Genomic DNA, 23,312 nt, shown 5'->3' with positions numbered 1-23,312 from the left:
TAGCGAATATTTTTTTTTATTTTTACCGATTAAAATTAACGCGTTATGAAACTTCCGTTTTTATATTTCGATCCGGGTACAGGGGCACTTATTGTGCAGCTGGTTGTAGCAGGAGCAGCATCGGTAGCTTTATTCTATAAAAAGATCACTACAAAGGTAAAATCTATGTTTGGAAAAAAAGAAGAGCAGGACCTGATGGGCAACATTGATATAGAAGATAAAACAGATGGCGGAGACAACAAATAGGCATGCATCGTCTTTTCGTGACCCATCGGGTTATATACAGGTTAACGACGGGCAGTTATACAGGATAATTAACCCTGTTTATTTTAGCCAGTACCAATCGTTAACCAACAGCGGCTTTTACAAAAAGCTTTTTGATAGCGGCCTTTTAATTAAGCACGAAGAGGTTGCGGCAACCGAAAGCCACATACAGATAAAGCCGGAAAATATACCGTTTTTTTCTTACCCTTACGAGTGGAGTTTTACGCAATACAAGCACGCCGCGCTCCATACCCTAAAATTACAAAAGTACTGCCTGCAACACGATTATACCCTTAAGGATGCCACGGCTTTTAATATTACATTTCATAACGGGGCACCTGTATTTGTAGATACCCTGTCGTTTGATGCCTACACCCCCGGCGAACCCTGGAGGGCATATAAGCAGTTCCTAATGCACTTTTTTGGGCCATTATTACTTGCCAAATATTATGGCAACGATATGCTTAAAACACTGCAACAATACATAGATGGCATGCCGTTGCAAAAAGTGGCAAAGCTGTTGCCGTTTTCGGCACGTTTTAGCCCAACGGTGTACACCAATATATTTTTAACGGCAAAGTATGATGCTAAATACAGCAGCGACGAAAATACTACCGAGAAAAAGGTAAATGTGCCCAAAGAGAGCCAGATAAAAATTATCGACTCACTTTACAATTTTATAAAAGACCTTACCCTTAACGAAAAAACCGAGTGGAAAGACTACTACGCCATTACCAATTATGATGACGCTGCCTTTGAGCATAAAAAGCAACTGGTAAAAAAATGGTCGGGTACAATTAACGCACAAAAGGTGGTAGACCTGGGAGGTAATGATGGCACATTTTCGCGCGTTTTAAAAGATAGCGCCAAAGAAATACTGGTTACCGATATAGACCCTAACGCGGTTGATTACAACTACAAACAGGTACTTAAAAACAAAGAGCACAACATACTGCCGCTGGTTAGCGATTTGCTTAATCCTGCACCCGGCATTGGCTTTAATAATAAGGAGCGCGCACCATTGCAGGAGCGTATTGCCAATAATAGTTTTGATGTTGCACTGGCGCTGGCGCTAATACACCACATATCATTATCGGGCAATGTACCGTTTGCAATGTCGGCACAAATGTTTGCTTCGCTAACGCCATACCTTATTATAGAGTTCCCCGACAGGGAAGACTCCTGGGTTAGTTTTCTGCTAAAAAGCAAACGCGAATTTGCCGGATACTTTGACTACTATAACCGTGACAATTTTGAGAGAGACTATTCAGACTTTTATACTGTTATAGAAAAAGAAAAGATACCTAATACTCACCGTACCCTGTACTTGCTAAAAAGAAAGTAAACCATGATAGAAAGGCTAAGGCAAAGGATAATGCACTTTATAAATTCGCCAAAAGATGTGCCGTTACTGGCGGGCTTTAGCATTGGTGTTTATATGGTCTTATTTTATTATGCCCAAAACTACAGTCTTGCAAATTCATGGCCGCAATTGCTTTTTTTAATAGGCTATTATGCGCTTATACCTGCGTTAACATTGTTTGTGGCTTATAAGCTGGCAGCCCTTGTAAAGCTTAAGCCGTTGCAAAGAAACATCCTTATGGGTGGCATGGTTATGTTTTTAGGTTTTTATATTGTTCAGATAATAAGTGTACCCCTATCTAAAAAAATAGTGCTGGCAGGCGTTGTTCTGCTAAGTATTGGTGCAGCTTTTTCAGTTAAAAAATACTATAAGCTACTGGTGTTGCTGCTTTTATTTTTATCGGTATTTAATTTATATACGCTGGCGGGTATTGTTGTTATGACACAAACTGCCCCCACAGCATGGCACAAACTGCCCGATGAGATAGAGAAAGCTGCCTTTAAGCAAAGGCCAAATATTTATTACATTCAGCCCGATGGCTATACCAATCCGGACAATCTTAAGAGCGAGCAGTATACCTTTAACAATACCGCTTTTGAAACATATCTAAAAAAAACAGATTTTAAAGTATACAACAGCTTTAGGTCTAATTACTATTCTACACTGCTTTCTAATTCGTCTCTGTTTGCTATGCAGCACCATTACAGCCAGCCGGATATGGATCCTTATAACGCACGTAGTGTAATTATTAGCAAAAACCCTGTACTTACTACGTTAAAAAGTAACGGTTATAAAACACATTTTATAACAGAGCGGCCTTACCTTATAATTAACAGGCCTGCAATGGGTTATGATTACTGTAATTTTGACTATAGTAAACTGCCGTATTTTATGGATGGATGGGATGCGGAACGTAATGTTTTGGAAGATCTAAAAGCTAAAGTTGCACAGAACGGAAAATCTGGTAATTTTTACTTTGTTGAGAAAATGACACCCGGGCATATATCTAATAATCCGTCGTCCAGGAGTATTAAAGGGGAGAGGGATTCGTATATAAGGCGTATTGGCGAAGCTAATGAGTGGCTAACCGCCACAATAAATTTTATTACCCTGCAAGACCCCAATGCTATTGTAATTATTGGCGCCGATCATGGCGGGTTTGCCGGTTTTAAATATTTGGGACAAACAGAGAATGTTTTAAAAGATACCAGGCTTATCAAATCTATGTATGGGGCTATGCTGGCCATAAAGTGGAATAACCCTGCTTATAAAGAATACGATGCTGACTTAAAATCATCGGTAAACCTCTTTAGGACCGTATTTTCTTTTCTTTCTCAGGATAAAGCCTATCTTAATAATTATCAAAAAGATGAGAGTTATATGAGAACTTTAAGGCCAGCCGGGGTTTATAAATATATTAATGATAAGGGAGAGCCTGTTATAGAGGCTGTAAAGTAACCACAGCGGTAACAAACTATGTATACAATTGAACGCTATAGTGTTTCTTATTACAATGAGTGGAATAATTTTGTAAGCCGGTCTAAAAACGGCACATTTTTATTTCATAGGGACTTTATGGAATATCATAGCGACCGCTTTACCGATTTTTCGTTGCTGGTATTTGAGGGTCAAAAAATAGTTGCCCAGTTACCTGCCAACAGGGTAGGAAATACAGTTTTTTCGCACAAGGGGCTAACCTATGGCGGATTAATCCTCAATCAAAAAATAAAGCTATCTGCTGTTTTAGAAGTGTTTAAAGCAGTATTGCAGTATTTAGATGCAGAGGGTGTCGTGACACTCAACATCAAAACCATACCTGTAGTTTATCATTTACAACCCGCCCAGGAGATGGAGTATGCCCTTTTTTTAGCAAATGCTAAACTTACCCGCAGGGATTCCCTTGCCGTGATAGATAATTCGTTACCTATAAAAATTGCCGCTAACCGTATGGAAGGCGTAAAAAAAGGCATAGCAAACGGCTTTACAGTAATACAGTCACACGATTTTGAGGCTTTTTGGCAGCAGGTCTTAATTCCGAACCTACAAAACAGGCATGGTGCTGCTCCGGTGCATTCGGCAGAAGAGATAACCAAACTCGCAGCCCGCTTTCCTGATAATATTAAACTGTTTATTGTAAATAACAATGGACATATTGCTGCCGGGACGGTTATTTTTGAGACCGAAACGGTTGCCCACGCCCAATACATATCGGCAGGAGATGATAAAGGCCTTACCGGCAGCCTTGATTTTTTATACCATTACCTTGTAACAGAGCATTACGCCAATAAAAAATATTTCGACTTTGGAATTTCTAATGAAGAGCAAGGCCGTAAGCTTAACAATGGCCTTGCTTTTTGGAAAGAAAGTTTTGGCGCCCGAACCATGGTCCAGGACTTTTATGAAGTACAAACCGTTAACTATATACTTTTAGATAATGTTCTTGTCTAATTTTACAACACAACTACTGCCTTTTGGATTTTATAAAGAACATAGTTAAAAGCCAGCTTTTTCGGCTGTCATCCCTTAATACGCTAAGCATATTGGTTAGGGTGGCAGGCGGGCTTGTAGGATCTAAAATGATTGCCCTTTTTATTGGTCCTGCGGGTATGGCCGTAACGGGTAATCTGCGTAGCATGATGACATCTTTAGATGCGTTTTGTACGCTTGGTATGCAAAACGGTATTATTAAGTACACGGCAGAAAATGAGAAGAATTCCGATAAACTTAATAACGTACTTGCCACTACCTTTATAACTATACTTACTACTCTGGGTGTTATAATGCTTGTCTTATTTATACCTGCGGGTTATTGGAGTACCAAAGTGTTTGGATCTATAGATTATACATGGGCTATAAGAACATTAGCAGTTACGCTGCCTTTATATGCGGGCAATCTTGTTTTTATGGCAATTTTAAACGGGCTGGGTAATTTTAAGCGTGTTATTTACCTTAATATTTGGGGTAATATTGCCGGTGTGGCTTCTACAAGTATATTGATATGGCAACTTGGGTTAACAGGTGCATTAATCGGCCTCATTGCATATCCATCTATATTGTTCTTCTTTTCGGTATATCAAATACATCGCCTTTTTCCCGGTTTTACATTTGTAAAGATGCGTTATTTTAATAAAAGCATACTAAAAGGGCTCTTATCATACAGTGTTATGATGTTGCTTTCGGCGGTATTAGGATCGGTGGTATACATAGGCATACGTAATTTTATTATTGAGCGCTATAGCGCTGACGATGCAGGCTTTTATGAAGCGGTAAACCGTATAGCGGGTTTTTACCTAATGTTTGCCTCAACCATGCTCACCGTCTATTTTTTACCAAAACTCTCGTCGGCAGTTAGCAATGATGATACTAAGGGTGTAATTAGGAGCTACTATAAAATCATGGTTCCTGTATTTGCAGGGGGGCTTGTGTTGGTGTACTTTTTACGTGTAGTGATAATAAAAGTGCTGTTCGCTAAAGATTTCCTGCCTATGGAAACCTTATTTTTATGGCAACTTACGGGCGATTTTTTTAAAGTGTGCTCGCTTATACTGGGCTTTGAATTTTTTGCAAAAAAAATGACCAGAGCTTACATAGTATCCGAAGTGCTTTCGTTTACCATTTTATACACATCCAGCCATTTGCTTATTCCACAATACGGGGCAGAAGGCGCTGTTATGGCACATGCCATTACTTATGCTTGTTATTTTTTAGTTTTGGCGGTCTATTTTAGAAAGAAAATTATTTAACATGCTGTTTAACTCTTTAGATTTTGCAATATTTTTTCCGATAGTATTTATATGCTATTGGTTTGTTTTTAATAAAAATTTACAGTTGCAAAATCTATTTTTATTGGCGGCAAGTTATTTTTTTTATTCCTGTTGGGACTGGCGATTTTTGTTCCTTTTACTATTTAGTACTGTTGTAAATTATTGCTTTGGCATAGCGATAAACAAACGGGATGCTATTAAAAAGAGAAAACTGCTCTTAGTAATTGCAATACTAATCAATGCGGGGATTCTTGCTTATTTTAAATATTTTAATTTTTTTATCGAAAATCTGGTAGATGTGGTTTCTATTTTCGGTACGAAATTAAATGCTTCCACTTTTACAATTTTACTTCCTATAGGTATAAGTTTTTATACCTTTCAGAATATTGCGTATGTTACCGATGTTTACAGGAAGCACACAATACCTATAAGCGATTTTCTTAGTTTCTCATTATTTATCGCCTTTTTTCCACAGGTAACTTCCGGGCCTATAGAACGGGCTAACCACCTTATGCCGCAAATTAACCATAACCGCATCTTTAATTATCCACTTGCGGTAGATGGTATGCGTATGATACTATTGGGACTATTTGAAAAAGTAGTTATCGCTGATAACTGCGGTGCTGTTGTTACTTTGATTTATGATAATTTTGAGCAACAATCCGGCAGTACTTTATTTTGGAACGCGGTTATTTACAGCTTTCAGATATACGGAGATTTTTCCGGCTATACCCACATGGCACTTGGAGCCGCGGCATTGCTTGGTTTTAGACTGTTTCATAATTTCAATTATCCTTACCTGGCTATAAACATTGCCGATTTTTGGCGAAGATGGCATATATCTTTTTCCGGATGGCTGCGCGACTATATTTATTTCCCGTTAGGCGGCAGTAAAAAGGGGCGATTAATACAAGTAAGAAATCTTGCCATAGTATTTGTTTTTAGCGGAATATGGCACGGCGCAAACTGGACGTTTGTAATTTACGGATGCATACATGCAACCCTTTATATATTATACATATTTTACAAAAAATGGGATACATCGCCACCTACTATTATTGGCAATTGTATAGCTATGGCTGGTACATTTACAGTACTAACATTAGCAAGGGTATTTTTTAAAGCAGAATCTGTTGATAAAGCATTGGAGTATTTCAGTATTATTTTTTCCACTTCGTTATTTACAAAGCCAGACCTCTCAAGATTAATGTTATTGTTATTGTTTGGCTATCTGTTTTTAGAATGGCTGCAAAGAGATAAAAAACACTTGTTAGATATATCATTTATTAAACAGGCCTCTGCCAGATATTTAATTTATATAGCCATTTTTTTAAGTATTTTGTATTTTTCCGGCCAGTCGCAATCCTTTGTATATTTTAAATTTTAAATGAGAAAGTTTTTAATAAAGCTCAATTACTTTTTAATCCCTGTTGTTTTGGGATGGCTACTGCTGGAAATTTTTTACCGCGCGGTACCGAATAACTATACTGAAAAGAATAAACATATAAGGGGAAGTTATAATGACTGCCAAACGCTTATTTTGGGTAACTCGCATACTTTTTACGGATTAAATCCGGATGATTTTACAGCCCCGGCGTTTAATATTTCTAACGTGAGTCAGACGTTGTTTTATGATAAGTTACTGTTTGAAAAGCATGTTGACAGTTTTGCAGTTTTAAAAAATATCATTATACCAATAGAGTACAGTAGCCTTAGCCATAGTGATTTTCATCCGGAATTAGAGTGGCGAAAGTATTTTTATGAGGACCAGATGGATTTAGATACTCAAACTATCTCTGATTTTGATGTTAAGAAATACAGCCTGGCACTTGTGCCGCGATTTAGTCTTACCATTTTTAGCCTTAGAGAATATCTTAAATCGGGTACGTTAGTAGAATGTTCTACCAAAGGTTGGCGTAGGCAGAACGGGGTAAACGAGTTATACAATAATCCTAAAATGGCTAAGATTATTGCTGATAAACACGAAGATGGATCGGTAGATTTTAGAAAAAATGTACAACGTTTAAAAAATATTATTGCCGCCTGCAATAAAAGAGGTATTACGGTTGTATTGGTAACAATGCCGGTAACAAGTAATTATGCAGCTAATGTAAACCAACAAAAATTGGCGCTTATTACTAAAGAATGCTCACAATTAGCTAAAATTAAAAATGTTTATTATTTAAACCTTTTTCAGGACAGCCTTTTTCAGGATACTGATTTTTATGATACCGATCATTTAAATAGCGGCGGTGCTAAAAAATGCTCGCAACTATTAGATAGGTTTATAAAATCTATAAATAATTAGCTGTTGCTTAATCTCCAAGCTTCTAAATACTTCTTTGCCACCTCAATATAGTTGTGTTCCTTTTCTATAAAAGATCTGGCACGGGTACCTATAGCTACAATTTCCTGTGGGTTTTCTATTAAAAAACTTAGGTCGGCTACAAGGGCATCAACATCGGGGAGTGCGTTAATGGCAACTTTTTGAGTAAGGTTGTAATATTGGGTAAATTCGGTTTCAGCACCTGTAAAAACCACTTTGCCTTTGGCCATAGCTTCCAGCGCGTTGTAACCCTGGTCGTAAGCATATACCTGGTCTAAAACAATATGGGCGCTGTTGTAGAGCGTAATATATTTGGCATACGGAATATTCTCGGTAACAATTACCTCTACGGTATCAGGGTATTTTTTTGCTATTTCGGCAAGGGCATCTTCAAAATACGTGATACCTTTCTTAATATAGCTCATGCGGTTGATGCCTAAAAAGATAATGACTTTATTTCCTACTACAGGCGGAATAAACGATATGACAGCACTATTAATAGGGTTGGGTATAAAAATAGTATTGTGTCCCATTGCTTTCATAGGTACCTCATAATCAAGGTCGGATGTTATAAGGCATATGGCATTGGCTTTAATCCACTCAAAAAGATTACGATAGGGCTTATTTATATATTTAAGCGGATAGCTAAAGTAAGACTTTAGGCTGTTGTCTTTTAGATAAGGGGTTAATACCGAGTATTTTAATTTTCCCGTAAGGTAATAGTCTATTATAGGGGTTTCGTCGCCGCAAATTAAAAGGCTTAAACTACTGTTATTATGCTGTAAGAGTTTTTTATAAAGCCTTTTTGCCAGCGTGGGGTGTGTTTCGAGCGCATCTGAGTTGATGAGCTGAATATGGTCAAACCCCTTTAACTTAGGTAACAGATTGTAAAACCGCAGGCCTTTTTCGGTTAAAAACAGGTTTATGCCCGTTACTTTTAGCAATGCCCCGGCAGTTTTTTTAAGAAACCACGACCTCTCAAAAAAACGGGCTGCGATAGAATAATCAGTAGCAAAATTTTTAAAGCTGTCGCCGGTTGATACAATGACAACATCATGGCCCAAATGGGTAAGCCCTTCTTTTAAGGAGTTGTGCAGCCTGCTGTATTCGCCAACCAAAAGTATTTTCATAGGGGAGCCCTAAAGTTTTTATATTTGCGAATGTAAATATAAAACAATTGGCAGAAGCGTTTAAACAATCGGATATCGAAATTTTAGTGGCTACCATGAACCGGCAGTCGCTTGATTTTTTAGAACCCATGTTTCCTTTTGGCCATTTTTATAATTATAACCTGCTTGTAGTTAACCAAACAGATGAGTCTGCGTTACTTACATCGCCTTATCCAACGGTACGTGTTATTAATGCTTTTGAAAAAGGCCTCGCCAAAAGCAGGAACCTTGCGCTGCAAAATGCAGAAGGTGCTTTATGTGTTATTACCGATGATGATATTGTTTTCAAACCCACTTTTGCCGATGCTGTATGTAATGCTTTTAACCTCAACCCCGATGCAACGCTGATAACCTTTAGGATATTAAATGTTGTCGGGCAACTCTATAAAAAATACCCCAATAGCAGGCAGGTTACTACAACACCTCTACAACGGCTGGGTATAATGTCAGTTGAAATGGTGGTTAACCTAAAAAAAATAAAAGAAAGCGGGATTTTATTTAATGAAAATTTTGGGCTCGGCACACAATTTACAATGGGCGAGGAGGCTGTTTTTACCCATGAACTTCATGAAAAAAATTCCACTATCGTGATGGAACCGGCTGTTATAGCACGGCATTGCGGTACAGATACCCATGCAAGGGTAAGTGTTAAGCAAAAATATTATGTACAGGGGGCACTTTTTACAGCTATTTTTAAAAACAAGTATTTTATATGGGTACTTTTGAAACTGCTTTACGAACTTAAATCGGGCAAGGTATTGTTTTGGCAAGTGCCTAAAGCTGTAAAAGCAGCCCTTAAAGGAAGAAAAGAATTTAATACAATTACATGAAAACCACTCTTAACGATATACGATTTATAGATTTACCGGTTATAGAAGACGCGAGGGGCAACCTTGCTTTTATACAGGAGGGCATTGTACCATACAATTTTAAGCGTGTGTATTATTTGTTTGATGTGCCCAGCGGTGCTGAGCGTGGCGGGCACTCCCACATAGCCCAAAAACAAATGCTTATTGCGCTTAGCGGTAGTTTTGATGTGGTGCTTAATGATGGGGCAGAAAAACGCACCTACACCCTTAACAGGCCTAACAAGGGCCTTTTTGTAGTGGAAGGCGTTTGGCGTGAACTTCAAAATTTTTCCTCGGGGGCAGTATGCCTTGTTATAGCGGAGGATGTTTTTGATGAGAATGACTACATAAGGGAGTTTGATGATTTTCTCGAATCTAAACGATGAAACTCCTTTACATTACAACTAAAATAAGCGGGGCAGGTGGCGTGCAGCGTGTGCTGTTGCTTAAAGCTGCCTACCTTGCCGAAAACTTAGGCTACACGGTTACTGTTCTTATTACAAATCCTGTAGAGGAGGCCATACTGTATCCTGTAAGCCCGGCTGTAACTATAGCTTCTATACAACCTGACACATCGGGGAGGCTGCCGTATTTTAAATCGTATAAAAAACTGCTTAACCAAAGCATTGAGGGCATTAACCCTGATGTGGTTGTAATGTGCGATAACGGCCTTAAGAGTTTTTTACTGCCATTCATCTTATATAAAAAACTCCCGCTGGTTTATGAAAGGCACGTAACAAAACACATTAATGAACAAGAGATGCCCGGTGTTTTTAATTATATTAAAAATAAGCTGGTTTACGGCTATATGAACTTTTTTGCTGCACATTATACTAAAGTAGTTGCGCTAACACAGGCGGGCGCTAAAGAATGGCCTGCCAATAATACAGTCATAATACCCAACCCGTTATGGTTTAGTACAAATACAACAAGCATCCTTAGTAATAAAAGAGCAATAGCGGTTGGGCGGCATACATATCAAAAAGGATATGATCGCATGTTTGCTGCCTGGAAAGAAATAGTTAAACTGCACCCGGACTGGCAACTGGACATTTACGGAGACGATAACCCCGATTACAACGTACCCCGGCTTGCCCTTGATAACGGAGTTAGCAACAGTGTAAATTTTTTAAAGCCTACAAAAGATATTATAGATGCTTACCTAAATGCATCGGTGTATGTAATGACATCGCGGCATGAGGGCTTTGGTATGGTACTGTTAGAGGCTATGGCCTGCGGTGTGCCCTGTGTGGCTTTTAACTGCCCTACAGGCCCCGAGGGTATTATTAATGATGGTGTTGATGGCTTTTTAATTAAAGACGGTGATAACGCTGCCTTAATAGACGCGATTACTAAATTGATGGAAGATGATAACCTGCGTGCAGAGATGGGGGCTAAAGCCAAAGAAAATTCTGAGAAATTTGCCATAGGGCCTATTATGCAGCAGTGGGATGCACTGTTTAAATCGTTACTTTAAAGTACACAGGTACCCCAGGCGGTAGAGGTCTAAACAAAAAAGGTTATGATTGTTTAAGATTAGTTTTTTTAAAACAGGTTCGGTGATTTTAAATGCAAGGGCGGCCGCTTTATCAAGATTTAGTTTTTTAAGCTTTTTGTAGTGCCTTAACAGCGAGTTAATATCCTCTATACCTTCTTTATCGGCCAACAGGTCTTTTCGTACCCTGACAGATTCCAGGCACTTATTAAAAAATACGGTATCGCTCTCAAGCCCCAGATGGTATATTGGGTTATCTATATGCACAATATCTACAGTGCTTTTATACAGGCTGTAGCTAAAATACATATCAAGCCCATAAAAGTTGTGGTTGTACGGGTAGTTATGCTCTAAAAATACTGCCTTTTGGGTAAGGAAATTTCCCGAAAATATGCTCCCGTACGGATGTTGGTTTCTTTCGGTAGCTGTTTTTTGTTCGCGGCTAATGCCGTAGTGCCACCGCAATAATGGCTTGCTGTTCCCGGGTGCAGGCAGGTAAGCATAGCCACCTACAACCAGTTCATTTTTTTTGCCAATAAAAGGCAGGTACCTGTTTATAAAATTGTCATCGGCAGGCAATACATCGGCATCCAAAAAAAGCAGGGTGCCATACAATGCCTCGTTAGCCAGTTGTTTACGGGTTAAGGTACGCCCCATATTTGCAGTATGCTGTATAAGGCGGCAATGCTGCAATTGTAATATTTCTTTATTGGTAATGCTAAATTCCGGGGCAGAGGCATCATCAGCCACAATAATTTCAAACACCACGCCACTTTGCAGGCATTGGCTGTGCAGCGCCTTTACCAGTGCGGTTATGTTATAATTATAAACAGGAATTAAAATAGAAAGCATTGCAACAGGGTTTAGGGCAAAGTTACTAATTAAAAAATGGCTGCAACGGCCTGTTTAATGGGCTTTTTAAAAGTAAGCAGCACCGTTATAATCATTAAAAGCTCAAAAGGGTAGCTAAACCTGGAGTTGGTGCCATAAGTAGCCATAGCCTGCAATAAAGAGGCGGTAAACACCACCACAACAATTACCAGCATGGGTGTTATTTTACGGTTCACTATAAACCTGTAGCAATAATAGGGTATAAGCGCAATAAAGGTTATTTTAAAAACAAGCAATATATAGCGTTGTATGATCCAGATAAGCGCAAAAGCCTTATTTACATAAGGGAAATAAAACTCCGAATAATTCCAGTAAATAACGGTTTGCCAAAAATCTTTCCAGGATAGGGTAACCACCTGTTTTGCATAGTCAACAGGGTTTTTTGCTATGGTAACTTTGCTGTACTTGCTAAGTCGGTTAGAAAGGTCTGGCAGCGATACGCCTGTTGTTTCCATCATTTCGGGCACTAATAGCCATATGGTCATGGCCATATCTTTGCCGGTGTTTAGCCTTGCTTCCCTGAGTTTTGCATAAAGGGCGCCTATTTCGGCATATTCAGGCGATGTTTTCTCGGCAAAATAAACGCAGTTTTGCGCTATATTGATGCCAAAATAGGTGGTAGATACAAAATACCCAGTATTAACCTTATTTACGTAGGACCATCCTAAAAAAGAGATCAGGGGAAAAACAGTTATAAGCAATACTTTGTTGATGATCCTTGAAAAAGTAAAATCTTTTATCGTATAAATGCCATAGATAAGAAAAGGCAAAAAAATGTAAAAGGGCTTTATAAGGATAAACCAGCCTAAGATAAGCCCAAAAACAAGAATATCTTTAAATTTAAACGTACTGTAAAGCAATTTAAATGTGTAGTAAAAACTCAGGGTCATAAAAAGCAGCGTAACCGACTCGGTTAATATGGCCGCTTCATAAAAAATTACGTGTATAAAGCTATTAAGCAGTAGGGTAAGGTAAAGTGCAGCTTTTTTATTTACATGAATGAGGCAAAGCGTTTTATAAAGATATACGGCTGTAACAAGGCCCAGCAGCATTTGGTATACAATAGCCAATGGCAGGTAATTGCCTGCAAGGGTTAAAAGCAGGGGGTAACCGGGGCTGCGTGTACCATCATAACCCATAAGGTTAAAGTTGGCTAAACGTTTACCCAGCAATTGATATCCTTCCGAATCTTTAAAAATGGTAACATGCCCGTACAGGAGCATAACAAATAAACGGGTAATGATGCCAAAAAGCACAATTGCAGTAATGGGCTTTTGCAGCATAAAGGCGTGTAACCTGTTTATCATAAAGCAGGGCTGTTATACCGTTCTCTGTACTACTTCAAACAGGGTGCCGTTATCGCATTTAAGGGTTTTGGCAGGAAACTTCATGATCAGGGCATAATCGTGCGTGGCCATAATAATGGTTTTGCCGTTCTGGTTAATTTCCCTAAGCAGTTGCATAACCTCTACACTGGTTTGCGGGTCCAGGTTACCTGTTGGTTCATCGGCAAGGATAACCTCAGGGTCGTTAAGCAGGGCGCGTGCCACGGCAATACGCTGCTGCTCGCCACCGCTTATTTGGTGGGGCATTTTGTGTGCGGCGCTTTTCATACCTACTTTATCAAGCACCTGGTTTATTTTAACTTCCATTTCCTGCTTGTCTTTCCAGCCGGTAGCCCTGAGTACAAACTGAAGGTTATCATAAACACTCCTGTCCGGCAGTAGCTTAAAGTCCTGAAAAACAATGCCTATTTTACGGCGCAGGTAAGGTATATCCCTTTCGCGCAGCTTTGCAAGGTTATAATTTACAAATTCGCCTTCGCCCTCGCGCAGCTTAAGGTCGCCGTAAAGTGTTTTCATAAGGCTGCTTTTCCCGGAACCGGTCTTACCGATTATGTACAGGAATTCACCATGGTTCACTTCAAGGTCAATACCGTTAAGTACAGCATTATTGTCCTGGTAAACGTTTACATTTTTTAGAGATAATACAGGCTGAGGCATAAGGTTATTTGTTAGGAATGGTAAAAGTAATAAGTTAACATGGGTAATCAAAATTTTATTTAAGGCATTACCCCCGCCGGGGTTGAGGTATGGTTAATTTTGGGTTAAAATTTTACAGGTATTTGCGCATATTTGTAGGTTTGGCGGGGCAAAACACCAGTATTAGCAATAGGTGTAGTATACTAAAAGGCAAAATACATCCGTTAAATAATAATAAGAAGTACTATATTTGGCTTACCATAAAATAAACAAATTTTAACTATGCGCAAACTCAACAGGGCACTGCTGTTTACCATACCATTTTGGGGTTTAAGCCTTTCGGCACAGCAATCTACAATTTACACACACCAGCTTAAAGACTATGATAAGGCGGTAGCGTTGTATAACGACAAGCAGTACCAGGCCGCACAAATACTATTTGAAAAGACAAAAAACGATAACAAGGATACCGATGTACAGGCAGAATGCGCTTATTACATTGCTACCTGTGCTGTTCGCCTTAACCAAAAGGATGCCGGCGCACTTATAGAAGATTTTGTGGAAGATTACCCTACCAGCACCAAGCAAAACCAGGCGTATGTAGAGGTGGCGGGCTATAACTTTAGCCAGGGCCACTACAAAGAGGCTATAGAATGGTACGATAAGGTAGATGAAAGCAGCCTTGGCGATACCGACAGGGACCGTTACAACTTCCAGAAGGGGTATAGCTACTTTAATGCCGGCGACAAGAAAGAGGCCGATAAGTATCTTACCAAAGTAAAAGACTCTAAACAATACGGCTCCCAGGCCAAATACTACCTTGGCTTTATTGCCTATGAAGGCGACGATTACAAAAAAGCCACGCAGTTGTTTGAAGCCGTAGAGGATAAAGATAAGTACAGCGAAAAGATGTCGTACTTTCAGGCTGATATGAACTTTAAGCAGGGTAACTTTCAGAAGGCGATAGATGTGGGCGTGCCGCAACTTCCTAAAAGCGATGCCAACGAGAAGTCGGAGCTATCCAAGATCATCGGCGAAAGCTACTTTAACTTAGGGCAGTACGATAAGGCTATCCCGTACCTTAAAGCCTACCGTGGCAACAAAGGCAAGTGGAGCAATACCGATTTTTACCAATTGGGTTACGCGTATTACAAACAGGGCGATTATGAGAGCGCCATTGCCGAATTTAACAAAATCATCGGCGGTAAAGATGCCATTGCCCAAAATGCGTACTACCATTTAGGCGAAAGCTACCTAAAAACCAACAAAAAACAGCAGGCGTTGAATGCGTTTAAAAATGCATCGGAAATGGAATTTGACCTTAAAATTCAGGAAGATGCCTATTTAAACTATGCCAAGCTAAGCTACGAGATAGGCAACCCGTACCAGAGTACGCCGGAGGTGTTAAGCGCCTTTATGGAAAAATATCCTGCCACGCCATTTAAGCAGGAAATCCAGAATTTGCTTATCAACTCTTACATAACCTCTAAAAACTACAAAGAGGCACTTACGTTGTTAGAGAAGAATAAATCGCCGGAAAACAGGCTGGCCTACCAAAAAGTAACTTTTTACCGCGGTATGGAACTGTATACCGATGGTAATTACCAGGAGGCGCTTGCCATGTTTAAAAAATCGCTTTCAGAGCAGCGCGATCCCCGTTTTACGGCGCGTGCCACCTTTTGGAAAGGCGAAACCGAGTATGTGTTAGACCAGTTTAGCGAGGCGTTGATAAGCTTTAAGCAGTTTGCGGGTTCGGCGGAGGCCAAAACCACACCCGAGTATAAAAACATCAATTACAATATAGCGTACACTTACTTTAAACTTAAGGAGTATGACCAGGCTGCCAAATTCTTTAATGACTACGTAGCTACTGCCAAAGACGATAAGGTAAGGCTTAACGATGCGCTGCTTCGCCTGGGCGACAGCCAGTTTGTAAGCGGTAAATACTGGCCGGCTATGGAGGCCTACAACAAGGCTATTGATATGAAAGGTATTGATGCGGATTATGCCTTGTTTCAAAAAGCAATAAGCTACGGCTTTGTGGCAAGGAACGAGAAGAAAATTGAAGACCTGACTAAGTTCGTTCAAACGTACCCGAAATCTAAATATGCCGATGATGCCCTGTATGAATTAGGTAACACGTACGTAACTGAAAAACAGACCGATAAGGCTATTGTGGCGTATGACAGGCTTATTGCCGAATACAAAACCAGCTCTTATGTAAGTCGTGCCATTATGCGCCAGGCGCTTATTTACTACAATGCCGAGAATGATGAAAAGGCGTTGGTAAAATTTAAAAAAGTGGTGGCAGAGTTCCCTAACACGCCGGAGGCTATGGAGGCGGTACAAACCGCACGCCTTATTTATGTAGATAACGGCCGTACTGATGAGTATGCGGCATGGGTTAAGACACTGGGCTTCGTAGATATTAGCGATGCCGACCTTGATAACACCGCTTTTGAGGCTGCCGAGAAGCAGTACCTTCAAAATAATACCAAGCAGGCTATATCTGCGCTAAGCGGTTATGTGGCTAAATTCCCCAACGGGATATCGGCCCTTAAAGCTAACTTTTACCTGGCACAGTCGTACTACGCCGAAGGCCTGGAAACCAATGCCGTACCGCACTACGAGTTTGTTATTGGCAAATCAAGGAGCGAGTTTACAGAGCAGGCGCTGGCAAGGCTGTCGTCTATCCACCTAAAGAAAAACGATTATGCCAAAGCCATCCCGGTGCTTAAGCGTTTAGAGACGGAGGCCGACTTCCCGCAGAACATTACGTTTGCGCAGTCTAACCTTATGAAGAGCTACTACGACCAGCAGGATTACGCCAATGCAGTAGTATATGCCGATAAGGTTTTGGCCAACAACAAAACCGAAGATCGCGTTAAGAGCGATGCGCAAATTATCGTGGCACGATCGGCCGTTAAAACCAACAACGAGCCTAAAGCCCGTGAGGCGTACGCCAAATTGCTAACCATTGCAAAAGGCGAGCTGGCAGCAGAGGCGTTATATTATGATGCGTATTTTAAAAACAAAGACGGTAAATATGAGGCCAGTAACACTGCGGTGCAAAAGCTCTCTAAAGATTATTCAGGCTACAAATATTTTGGTGCCAAAGGCCTTATAGTAATGGCTAAAAACTTCTATGGCTTAAAAGACAGTTTCCAGGCTACGTACATACTGGAGAGTGTAATTAAGAACTTTACGGCCTATCCTGATGTTATTGAGGAAGCCCAAAAAGAACTTGATACCATTAAAGGCCAGGAGGCAACACGCAATTCATCTATCCAAAATTAATTTTAAGACGAGCCATGAAGATCAAATTTCAATATAAAATAGCAGCTATTGTTGCATTTGCAGGCCTGCAGGGCGCATTTGCACAAAAAAAGGACGAGAATATAGGCACTGAGGTGGTAAACGTTGTAAAGCCGTATACCCCAACCATATCGGATGCATTTAAGGTTAAGGAAACCCCTGTAATTGAAGACGAAAAGGAAATTCAGAAAGAAGAGATAAAGTACAACATCTTCTCATTCCCCGTAGCCTCTACCTTTGCACCCGCAAAGGGTAAGGCCGCCGCGGTAGATAAAGAAGCGCGTGAAAAGCTGTTTAACAACTACGCTACCTTAGGCATGGGTAACTACGGTACCATTAACGCAGAGCTTTTTGTAACCGAGAACCTAAGCAGTACCTCTTATGTGGGCGGTATGTTGCGCCATGTATCATCTCAGGGTGGTATAGAAGGTGTAGTGCTGGATGATAAATACAGCAACACGGGGATTGACCTTACCTATGGCAACCGCCAGAAAGACTTTTCATGGAGTACCGATTTGGGCTACCAGATGCAAAAGTACAACTGGTATGGGCTTCCGCTGGAGTACACCACGTTTGATGAAGCAACCATTCGCAGTATAGACCCGGCACATACCTACAACACGGCCTATGTGGGCGGTAGGGTAAGTACTAAAGACAGCTTTTTTCATGACGCGCAAATACAGTACAAACGCTTTTGGGATGATTACGGGTCGGCAGAGAACCGATTTTTCGTAACCCCGTCTTTTGATGTGGATGTTGCGGAAGAAAAGATAAAAGTAGACCTTGTGGCCGATTATGTGGGCGGTACCCTGGGCGATGATACCCTATTGCCGGTTGAATACAGCAACTTTAACCTGGGCATACAGCCGAGTTTACTGTATCAAAAAGAAGACCTTTCGGTACAGCTTGGCGCAGGCCTGTTCTATACCATGAGCAAGCTGTATGAAGAAAAAGACAATAAACTGAACATTTACCCACAGGTAAAAGCATCTTACAAACTGGTGGGCGACCTTATGGTAGCTTATGCCGGTGCCGAGGGTGCCATGAAACAAAACTCGTATGCTGATTTTGTAACCCAAAACCCATTTGTATCGCCAAACCTTGCAGTAACACCAACCAGCCAGCAGTATGATGTATACGTGGGCTTAAAAGGTAAGCTGGCAAGCGCAGTGTCTTACAACATTCGCGGGTCGTACATGAAAGAAGATAACCGTGCGCTGTTTGTAAATTACAGTGGTATCTATGATAATCTTATCGTTCAGGACAATTATGCCTACGGCAACTCATTCAACGTAATTTACGACGACCTTAAAACAGTAAGCTTTTTTGGAGAGTTAAAGGCTGATTTTTCGCAGGACATTGCCTTTGGCATCAACGGTACGTTCAGCAGCTATACTACAGATCAGCTTGAGGCGTGGAACCTTCCGCAAATTAAAGTAGGCGCTAACCTTGATGTGAACATTACAGAGAAATGGAGTGCCGGTACTAACGTGTTCTTCATTGGCGAACGTATGGATATCATACAGCCTAACTTTACAGCACTAACCGAGCCTCAGGTTGTTACCCTTGATAGCTATTTTGATGTTAATGCCCACGTGGGGTACAAATATAACGAGCGCCTTAGCGGATTTTTAAGGCTTAACAACATAACCAACCAGGACTACCAAAAATGGGTAAACTACCCGGTGCAGGGCTTTCAGTTTGTGTTGGGCGCAGCGTATAAGTTTAATTTTTAATACACAACCTGCAAGGTTTTAAAAACCTTGTAGGTTTTATTGTAACCTGCAATGCTGTTTATATGGCTTGCAGGTTTATTTTTGTACATATTTTACACCTACAAGGTTTTTAAAACCTTGCAGGAAACTAACAAAACCGCATACAATTGGACACACTAAAACATAAAATCCTAACCTACTACCGCCAGCAGGTAGACGACCGCATAGATGCCTTTAAGGATATGATAGCCGCCCTTACGGAGGACGCATCTAACGATGCCAAGGGGTCGGCGGGGGATAAGCACGAAACGGCGCTCTCTATGATGCACCTGGAGCAGGAAAAGCTCAACCACAAAATAGGGGAGTTTATAGAGCAAAAGGCCGTGCTGGAAAAGATAAACCCCGATGTTACAGCAACCAAAATAGCCCTGGGTAGCCTGGTAACGGCAAACGGCCTGCTGCTGTTTGTAAGCGCGGCACTGCCCAAAATAAGCATAGACGGTAAAAGTGTTATCGCGCTCTCGCCAAAATCGCCCTTAGGCGAAAAAATGATGGGCATGCTGGTGGGCGATACTTTTGAGGTAAACGGAACGAAATATTTGGTGCAGGAGATAGTGTAACAATTGATTTTCTTACATTTGGAAGTATGAAAAAGATTTGTGCGCTTTTACTGCTTCTTATAGGTCAAACCGCGTTGGCACAATCTGGAACTGTTGGGCATAACCCAAACGGGCTCCTTTATACCGATGCCGTACTTTCAAAATTAAAACATATTGCCGACTCGCTGCATGTGCAGTTTCAACACATGCCTACAGCCGTGTATAATAGTGTACCACAGGCGTATTATGCACATCATATTTCGGCTAATCAAAAGGAGGCATTAAACATTAAACAGGATATAGATGCAGGTTTGGACTATAACCAGATCATGAAAAAGTATCCCGGTCTATATGTGCTGGATAGCCTTCATGCAATATGCGATACTTACTTAAATTATGAGCAGGAGCAGGAGCTTAGCCTTAGTATACATGCCCAGGGCAGGTCGTCTAACCTTACCATGCGGTTTGAAAAGGAAGCTTACAACCGTTATAAAAATGTTACAAACGGCTGGTTTTACAACTACAACACACGGGAGAATAATACCTCTGAATCTATCTTCGCCTGCTACATTACCAATTTTCTTACGATCATCCCTTTAAAGAAAGAATATGCACGGCTGGTGCAGTATTCTGAGCTGTTTGTAAGTGATGATAATGTATTTTATGACGATGCGAAAAATTATGATATAGAATTTCCTGATGCACCCGGTGCTGAGATGACCGCATTTTTAGACTACGCCAATGCTAAACTGGGCGAGCCTTATGAAGAGAAGGATGAAGATTACGCGCAGTATTATAACAAGTGGTGCGAATGGCAAAGTAATAAATGGGTACAGGCCGACAGGCTGTATGCAACCGACTGGAAATTTAAAAAGCTTCTTGCCGAAGCCTATACTAATACACCTAAAGGTACTACCAATACTGATTTTGAAGATTATTTGTGGCGCTACTACTCCGAGGCAATTGCTCTTGATTGTAAACGGAGCCGCCGTATTGTTGGCACTACCCGCGTAAGCCTACTATCCCGCCTGCACATGAGGAATATTGCAGTACTGGCAGCAGAAACTACCCAATGGGATGTTTTTATGTGTGCCCATCTTACCATTGTTGATACTGATTTTGAGGATGCTGCCACTACCGGTACCGGCGAGGTGCGCAGGCATACCTATATTAAAGAGCTGGAAAAGCTGGGTATTAATATTGGTGATTTACTTATAGGTATCAGCCTCAAAATAGATAACGCTCCAGAAAGTCATTATTATGGCGACATAAACGATACAGGCAAGCTAATATATGAGGCTAAAGACAGGGATAAAATTGCTGCCAGGCTTTTAGCCATGATACAGGATACCGATTTAGATGTACATAACCGTATACGCATGTGTTATGTGTACCAAAAGTACAATTATTACCTTAAAGATGTTGCAAAACGTAATGAGAACAAAGCTCAGTTTAACCTCGCCGTGTCGACTTTACCCGAAGGGCTCTATGAAGGATTTATCAATAAGGAGAATCCTCGCTATTCAAAAAATTAATTAGATGGAATTTCAGGAATTTTATAAGATGAAAATTCAATTGTAATTTTTAAAACGCGAATTAATTTTCCGCTAAAAAAATCCAAACCCATAAATTAAAATTATACCAATCGGTATATTTCCAATTTGAAGGGTTTTTCTGTTTTAAAAAATATACCGATCGGTATATTACAGTGGTTAATCGCCTATAAAGGGCTATCAGGAGAGTGCCGAATTTACAAACTGTAAGCAGGCTAACTCAAAATCCAAAAGTGAAATATCAAACCATTTAAAATCGCAGTTTTAAGTTTTAAATTGTAAGCATATTGTTAAATTATGTTTTATAATTGAAAGGTAAAATGCAATTTTGTCTTGTTGAAAATAACCAAATAAGTGTTTTTGACATCCAACTTTAAATATAAGACAGTATGTGTGGCATTTTAGCAATAATAGGTAAAGGAAAAGACGAAGCATTAGTAAAGCAACTTAGCAAAAGGATGTCGCACCGCGGCCCCGATGAAAGCGACTTGCATATAACCCAAAACGGGCATATTTTAAGCCATGAGCGCCTGTCTATTGTAGACTTACATACTGGTAAACAGCCTATTCAGGGTTCTGCAGCTGCCTGGATGATACACAATGGTGAGATCTATAACCACCAAAAGCTTCGAGATACCGTGCTAAAACACCATACGTTCAGGACAATGTCTGATTCTGAGGTAATTGTACACCTATATGAGGAGTATGGCTATGAGTTTTGCGATATGCTGGATGGTATCTTTGCCTTTGTGGTTATAGATGGCGATGACTTTATTGCCGGACGCGACCCGCTGGGTGTCAAGCCATTATATTATGGATTGGACGAGAGGGGCAGGGTGTACTTTGCTTCTGAAATGAAAGCCATTACAGACCAATGCAAGTCGTTCTCAACCTTCCCCCCGGGGCATTACTATACGCCTAAAACGGGCTTTGTAAAATACTACAGGCCGCGGTGGGAAGATGCCTCTAAAGGTGTGGAAGAGGTTGATTATGAGGCTATACGCCAGTCGCTTACACAAGCAGTAGAGAAACGTTTAATGAGTGATGTGCCCGTTGGGGTGCTGCTTTCGGGCGGGCTGGATTCGTCGTTAACGTCGTCTATCGCTGCAAGGCTTTTAAAGGGCAGCAGCCACAAACTTCACTCATTTTCAATAGGTTTGGATGCCATGGCGCCCGATGCCGTAGCTGCACGCAAGGTTGCCGAATTTTTAGGCACAGAGCATTACGAAGTGCATTTTACTATAGATCAGGGTATTGAGATACTCGATAAGCTTATCTGGCACCTTGAAACGTACGATGTTACATCAATAAGGGCCAGTACACCCATGTATTTTTTAAGTAAAGCCATCACAGACAGGGGAATAAAGGTAGTGCTATCAGGCGAAGGTGCCGATGAGATCTTTGGCGGATACCTGTATTTTAGGAACGCACCGTCATCGGAAGAGTTTCATAAAGAGACGATCGAGAGGGTTCAGAAACTGTTTACGGCCGACCTGCTAAGGGCAGACAAAAGTACTATGGCTCACGGACTTGAGGCGCGCGTACCCTTTTTAGACAAGGCTTTTTTAGAGCTCGCTATTACAATCAAACCCGAGGAAAAGCAGCCAAAAACTTATGGTGGGGTAGAGAAATACATACTCCGTAAGGCATTTGATATGCCCGATAGTCCGTACCTGCCCGATGAGGTATTGTGGAGGCAAAAAGAGCAATTTAGCGATGGGGTGGGGTACAACTGGATAGATACTTTAATTGAGTATTGCTCTTCGCAAGTAGCTGATGATGAGATGGAAGCGGCAGAAGAGCGCTTTCCGTACAACACCCCGGCAACTAAAGAGGCTTACTTTTACAGGAGTATTTTCCATAAGCATTTTCCGCAGGTTAGTGCTGCCCAAACCGTTAGAAAATGGATACCCAAATGGCAGGCCAACACCGACCCGAGCGGGCGTGCCAATGCAGCCCACGTGCAGGCCGATACTGCTATCGCACAGGTAGTTAAGATAGAGGTTTAGTAGTAGGATTATAGTTTAT

The 23,312-nt window shown here is 40.8% G+C and carries 19 protein-coding genes; 15 read left to right on the top strand and 4 right to left on the bottom strand.

Translation table 11 applies throughout. The features are described 5' to 3' along the window. The first annotated feature begins 45 nt into the window (after positions 1 to 45). The 7 genes from FMM05_RS14905 (at position 46) to FMM05_RS14875 (ending at position 7,699) form a co-directional block, all read left to right on the top strand. The gene (locus FMM05_RS14905; protein ID WP_143374199.1) at positions 46 to 246 is read left to right on the top strand and encodes a hypothetical protein; all 201 of its coding nucleotides are present in this window, start codon (positions 46 to 48) and stop codon (positions 244 to 246) included. Continuing rightward, positions 227 to 1,609 (top strand): methyltransferase domain-containing protein, encoded by a 1,383-nt coding sequence (locus tag FMM05_RS14900; protein ID WP_143374198.1) that lies wholly within the window; start codon positions 227 to 229, stop codon positions 1,607 to 1,609. Before FMM05_RS14905 ends, FMM05_RS14900 begins: the two co-directional genes overlap by 20 nt. Before the next feature lie 3 nt (positions 1,610 to 1,612). Next, positions 1,613 to 3,085 carry a hypothetical protein gene (locus tag FMM05_RS14895; protein ID WP_143374197.1) on the top strand — a complete coding sequence of 491 codons (1,473 nt, stop codon included), beginning with the start codon at positions 1,613 to 1,615 and terminating at the stop codon, positions 3,083 to 3,085. 18 nt (positions 3,086 to 3,103) lie between these two features. Then, positions 3,104 to 4,075, top strand: a complete 972-nt coding sequence (locus tag FMM05_RS14890) for a GNAT family N-acetyltransferase (RefSeq protein WP_143374196.1) — start codon at positions 3,104 to 3,106, stop codon at positions 4,073 to 4,075. Between the two features lie 23 nt (positions 4,076 to 4,098). Then, positions 4,099 to 5,370 (top strand): O-antigen translocase, encoded by a 1,272-nt coding sequence (locus FMM05_RS14885; protein WP_143374195.1) that lies wholly within the window; start codon positions 4,099 to 4,101, stop codon positions 5,368 to 5,370. Positions 5,371 to 5,689: 319 nt separating this feature from the next. Then, positions 5,690 to 6,778 carry an MBOAT family O-acyltransferase gene (locus FMM05_RS14880; RefSeq protein ID WP_235894417.1) on the top strand — a complete coding sequence of 363 codons (1,089 nt, stop codon included), beginning with the start codon at positions 5,690 to 5,692 and terminating at the stop codon, positions 6,776 to 6,778. Further along, positions 6,779 to 7,699, top strand: a complete 921-nt coding sequence (locus FMM05_RS14875; protein WP_143374193.1) for a hypothetical protein — start codon at positions 6,779 to 6,781, stop codon at positions 7,697 to 7,699. Here the strand turns inward: FMM05_RS14875 and FMM05_RS14870 are convergent. Continuing rightward, on the bottom strand, positions 7,696 to 8,847 hold the full coding sequence (locus FMM05_RS14870; RefSeq protein ID WP_143374192.1) for a glycosyltransferase family protein: 1,152 nt from the start codon (positions 8,845 to 8,847) through the stop codon (positions 7,696 to 7,698). The two genes, FMM05_RS14875 and FMM05_RS14870, sit on opposite strands and share 4 nt — an antisense overlap. A 47-nt stretch (positions 8,848 to 8,894) precedes the next feature. On the opposite strand from FMM05_RS14870, the gene FMM05_RS14865 reads away from it, so the two are divergent. The 3 genes from FMM05_RS14865 to FMM05_RS14855 are packed head-to-tail and all read left to right on the top strand — an operon-like array spanning position 8,895 to position 11,211. Then, a complete protein-coding gene (locus tag FMM05_RS14865; RefSeq protein ID WP_143374191.1) occupies positions 8,895 to 9,716 on the top strand; it encodes a glycosyltransferase family 2 protein in 822 nt (273 codons plus the stop codon). Then, positions 9,713 to 10,120, top strand: coding sequence for a sugar 3,4-ketoisomerase (locus FMM05_RS14860; RefSeq protein WP_143374190.1), 408 nt, complete (start codon positions 9,713 to 9,715; stop codon positions 10,118 to 10,120). The genes FMM05_RS14865 and FMM05_RS14860 overlap by 4 nt, the downstream gene beginning before the upstream one ends. Beyond that, positions 10,117 to 11,211: a glycosyltransferase family 4 protein gene (locus tag FMM05_RS14855; RefSeq protein WP_143374189.1), complete on the top strand. Its 1,095-nt coding sequence runs from the start codon at positions 10,117 to 10,119 to the stop codon at positions 11,209 to 11,211. Before FMM05_RS14860 ends, FMM05_RS14855 begins: the two co-directional genes overlap by 4 nt. Here the strand turns inward: FMM05_RS14855 and FMM05_RS14850 are convergent. Genes FMM05_RS14850 through FMM05_RS14840 form a run of 3 tightly spaced genes read right to left on the bottom strand, consistent with a single transcriptional unit; the run spans position 11,203 to position 14,123 of the window. Then, a complete protein-coding gene (locus FMM05_RS14850; RefSeq protein WP_143374188.1) occupies positions 11,203 to 12,081 on the bottom strand; it encodes a glycosyltransferase family 2 protein in 879 nt (292 codons plus the stop codon). The genes FMM05_RS14855 and FMM05_RS14850 overlap by 9 nt on opposite strands. 29 nt (positions 12,082 to 12,110) lie before the next feature. Further along, positions 12,111 to 13,427, bottom strand: coding sequence for a phospholipid carrier-dependent glycosyltransferase (locus tag FMM05_RS14845; protein WP_143374187.1), 1,317 nt, complete (start codon positions 13,425 to 13,427; stop codon positions 12,111 to 12,113). Positions 13,428 to 13,439: 12 nt separating this feature from the next. Next, entirely contained in the window at positions 13,440 to 14,123 is a 684-nt protein-coding gene (locus FMM05_RS14840; RefSeq protein WP_143374186.1) for a cell division ATP-binding protein FtsE, read from the bottom strand. Between the two features lie 261 nt (positions 14,124 to 14,384). Between FMM05_RS14840 and FMM05_RS14835 the strand changes: the two genes are divergently transcribed. The 5 genes from FMM05_RS14835 to asnB all read left to right on the top strand — a co-directional run bounded on the left by FMM05_RS14835 (position 14,385) and on the right by asnB (position 23,293). Beyond that, complete coding sequence (locus FMM05_RS14835) at positions 14,385 to 17,399, top strand: tetratricopeptide repeat protein (RefSeq protein ID WP_143374185.1); 3,015 nt, start codon at positions 14,385 to 14,387, stop codon at positions 17,397 to 17,399. A 14-nt stretch (positions 17,400 to 17,413) separates the two neighbouring features. Next, positions 17,414 to 19,153 (top strand): porin family protein, encoded by a 1,740-nt coding sequence (locus FMM05_RS14830; protein WP_143374184.1) that lies wholly within the window; start codon positions 17,414 to 17,416, stop codon positions 19,151 to 19,153. 146 nt (positions 19,154 to 19,299) lie between these two features. After that, positions 19,300 to 19,752 (top strand): hypothetical protein, encoded by a 453-nt coding sequence (locus FMM05_RS14825; protein ID WP_143374183.1) that lies wholly within the window; start codon positions 19,300 to 19,302, stop codon positions 19,750 to 19,752. A 26-nt stretch (positions 19,753 to 19,778) separates the two neighbouring features. Continuing rightward, positions 19,779 to 21,266 carry a hypothetical protein gene (locus tag FMM05_RS14820; RefSeq protein WP_143374182.1) on the top strand — a complete coding sequence of 496 codons (1,488 nt, stop codon included), beginning with the start codon at positions 19,779 to 19,781 and terminating at the stop codon, positions 21,264 to 21,266. 407 nt (positions 21,267 to 21,673) lie between these two features. Next, the gene (gene asnB / locus FMM05_RS14815; RefSeq protein WP_143374181.1) at positions 21,674 to 23,293 is read left to right on the top strand and encodes an asparagine synthase B; all 1,620 of its coding nucleotides are present in this window, start codon (positions 21,674 to 21,676) and stop codon (positions 23,291 to 23,293) included. Positions 23,294 to 23,312: the final 19 nt, after the last annotated feature.

It is taken from the genome of Flavobacterium zepuense, assembly GCF_007097145.1.
GTDB classification, from domain to species: Bacteria; Bacteroidota; Bacteroidia; order Flavobacteriales; family Flavobacteriaceae; genus Flavobacterium; species Flavobacterium zepuense.
The sequence above is the reverse complement of the archived record's forward strand: the minus strand, read 5'-3'. Positions and strand labels throughout refer to the sequence as shown.

Excerpts from the sequence above, each read along its gene's own strand:
- FMM05_RS14840 (WP_143374186.1), bottom strand. The coding sequence starts at position 14,123 with ATGCCTCAGCCTGTATTATCTCTAAAAAATGTAAACGTTTACCAGGAC.
- FMM05_RS14890 (WP_143374196.1), top strand. The coding sequence starts at position 3,104 with ATGTATACAATTGAACGCTATAGTGTTTCTTATTACAATGAGTGGAAT.
- FMM05_RS14895 (WP_143374197.1), top strand. The coding sequence starts at position 1,613 with ATGATAGAAAGGCTAAGGCAAAGGATAATGCACTTTATAAATTCGCCA.
- FMM05_RS14835 (WP_143374185.1), top strand. The coding sequence starts at position 14,385 with ATGCGCAAACTCAACAGGGCACTGCTGTTTACCATACCATTTTGGGGT.
- FMM05_RS14850 (WP_143374188.1), bottom strand. The coding sequence starts at position 12,081 with ATGCTTTCTATTTTAATTCCTGTTTATAATTATAACATAACCGCACTG.
- FMM05_RS14860 (WP_143374190.1), top strand. The coding sequence starts at position 9,713 with ATGAAAACCACTCTTAACGATATACGATTTATAGATTTACCGGTTATA.
- asnB (WP_143374181.1), top strand. The coding sequence starts at position 21,674 with ATGTGTGGCATTTTAGCAATAATAGGTAAAGGAAAAGACGAAGCATTA.
- FMM05_RS14900 (WP_143374198.1), top strand. The coding sequence starts at position 227 with ATGGCGGAGACAACAAATAGGCATGCATCGTCTTTTCGTGACCCATCG.
- FMM05_RS14830 (WP_143374184.1), top strand. The coding sequence starts at position 17,414 with ATGAAGATCAAATTTCAATATAAAATAGCAGCTATTGTTGCATTTGCA.
- FMM05_RS14875 (WP_143374193.1), top strand. The coding sequence starts at position 6,779 with ATGAGAAAGTTTTTAATAAAGCTCAATTACTTTTTAATCCCTGTTGTT.
- FMM05_RS14845 (WP_143374187.1), bottom strand. The coding sequence starts at position 13,427 with ATGATAAACAGGTTACACGCCTTTATGCTGCAAAAGCCCATTACTGCA.
- FMM05_RS14820 (WP_143374182.1), top strand. The coding sequence starts at position 19,779 with ATGAAAAAGATTTGTGCGCTTTTACTGCTTCTTATAGGTCAAACCGCG.
- FMM05_RS14870 (WP_143374192.1), bottom strand. The coding sequence starts at position 8,847 with ATGAAAATACTTTTGGTTGGCGAATACAGCAGGCTGCACAACTCCTTA.
- FMM05_RS14905 (WP_143374199.1), top strand. The coding sequence starts at position 46 with ATGAAACTTCCGTTTTTATATTTCGATCCGGGTACAGGGGCACTTATT.
- FMM05_RS14855 (WP_143374189.1), top strand. The coding sequence starts at position 10,117 with ATGAAACTCCTTTACATTACAACTAAAATAAGCGGGGCAGGTGGCGTG.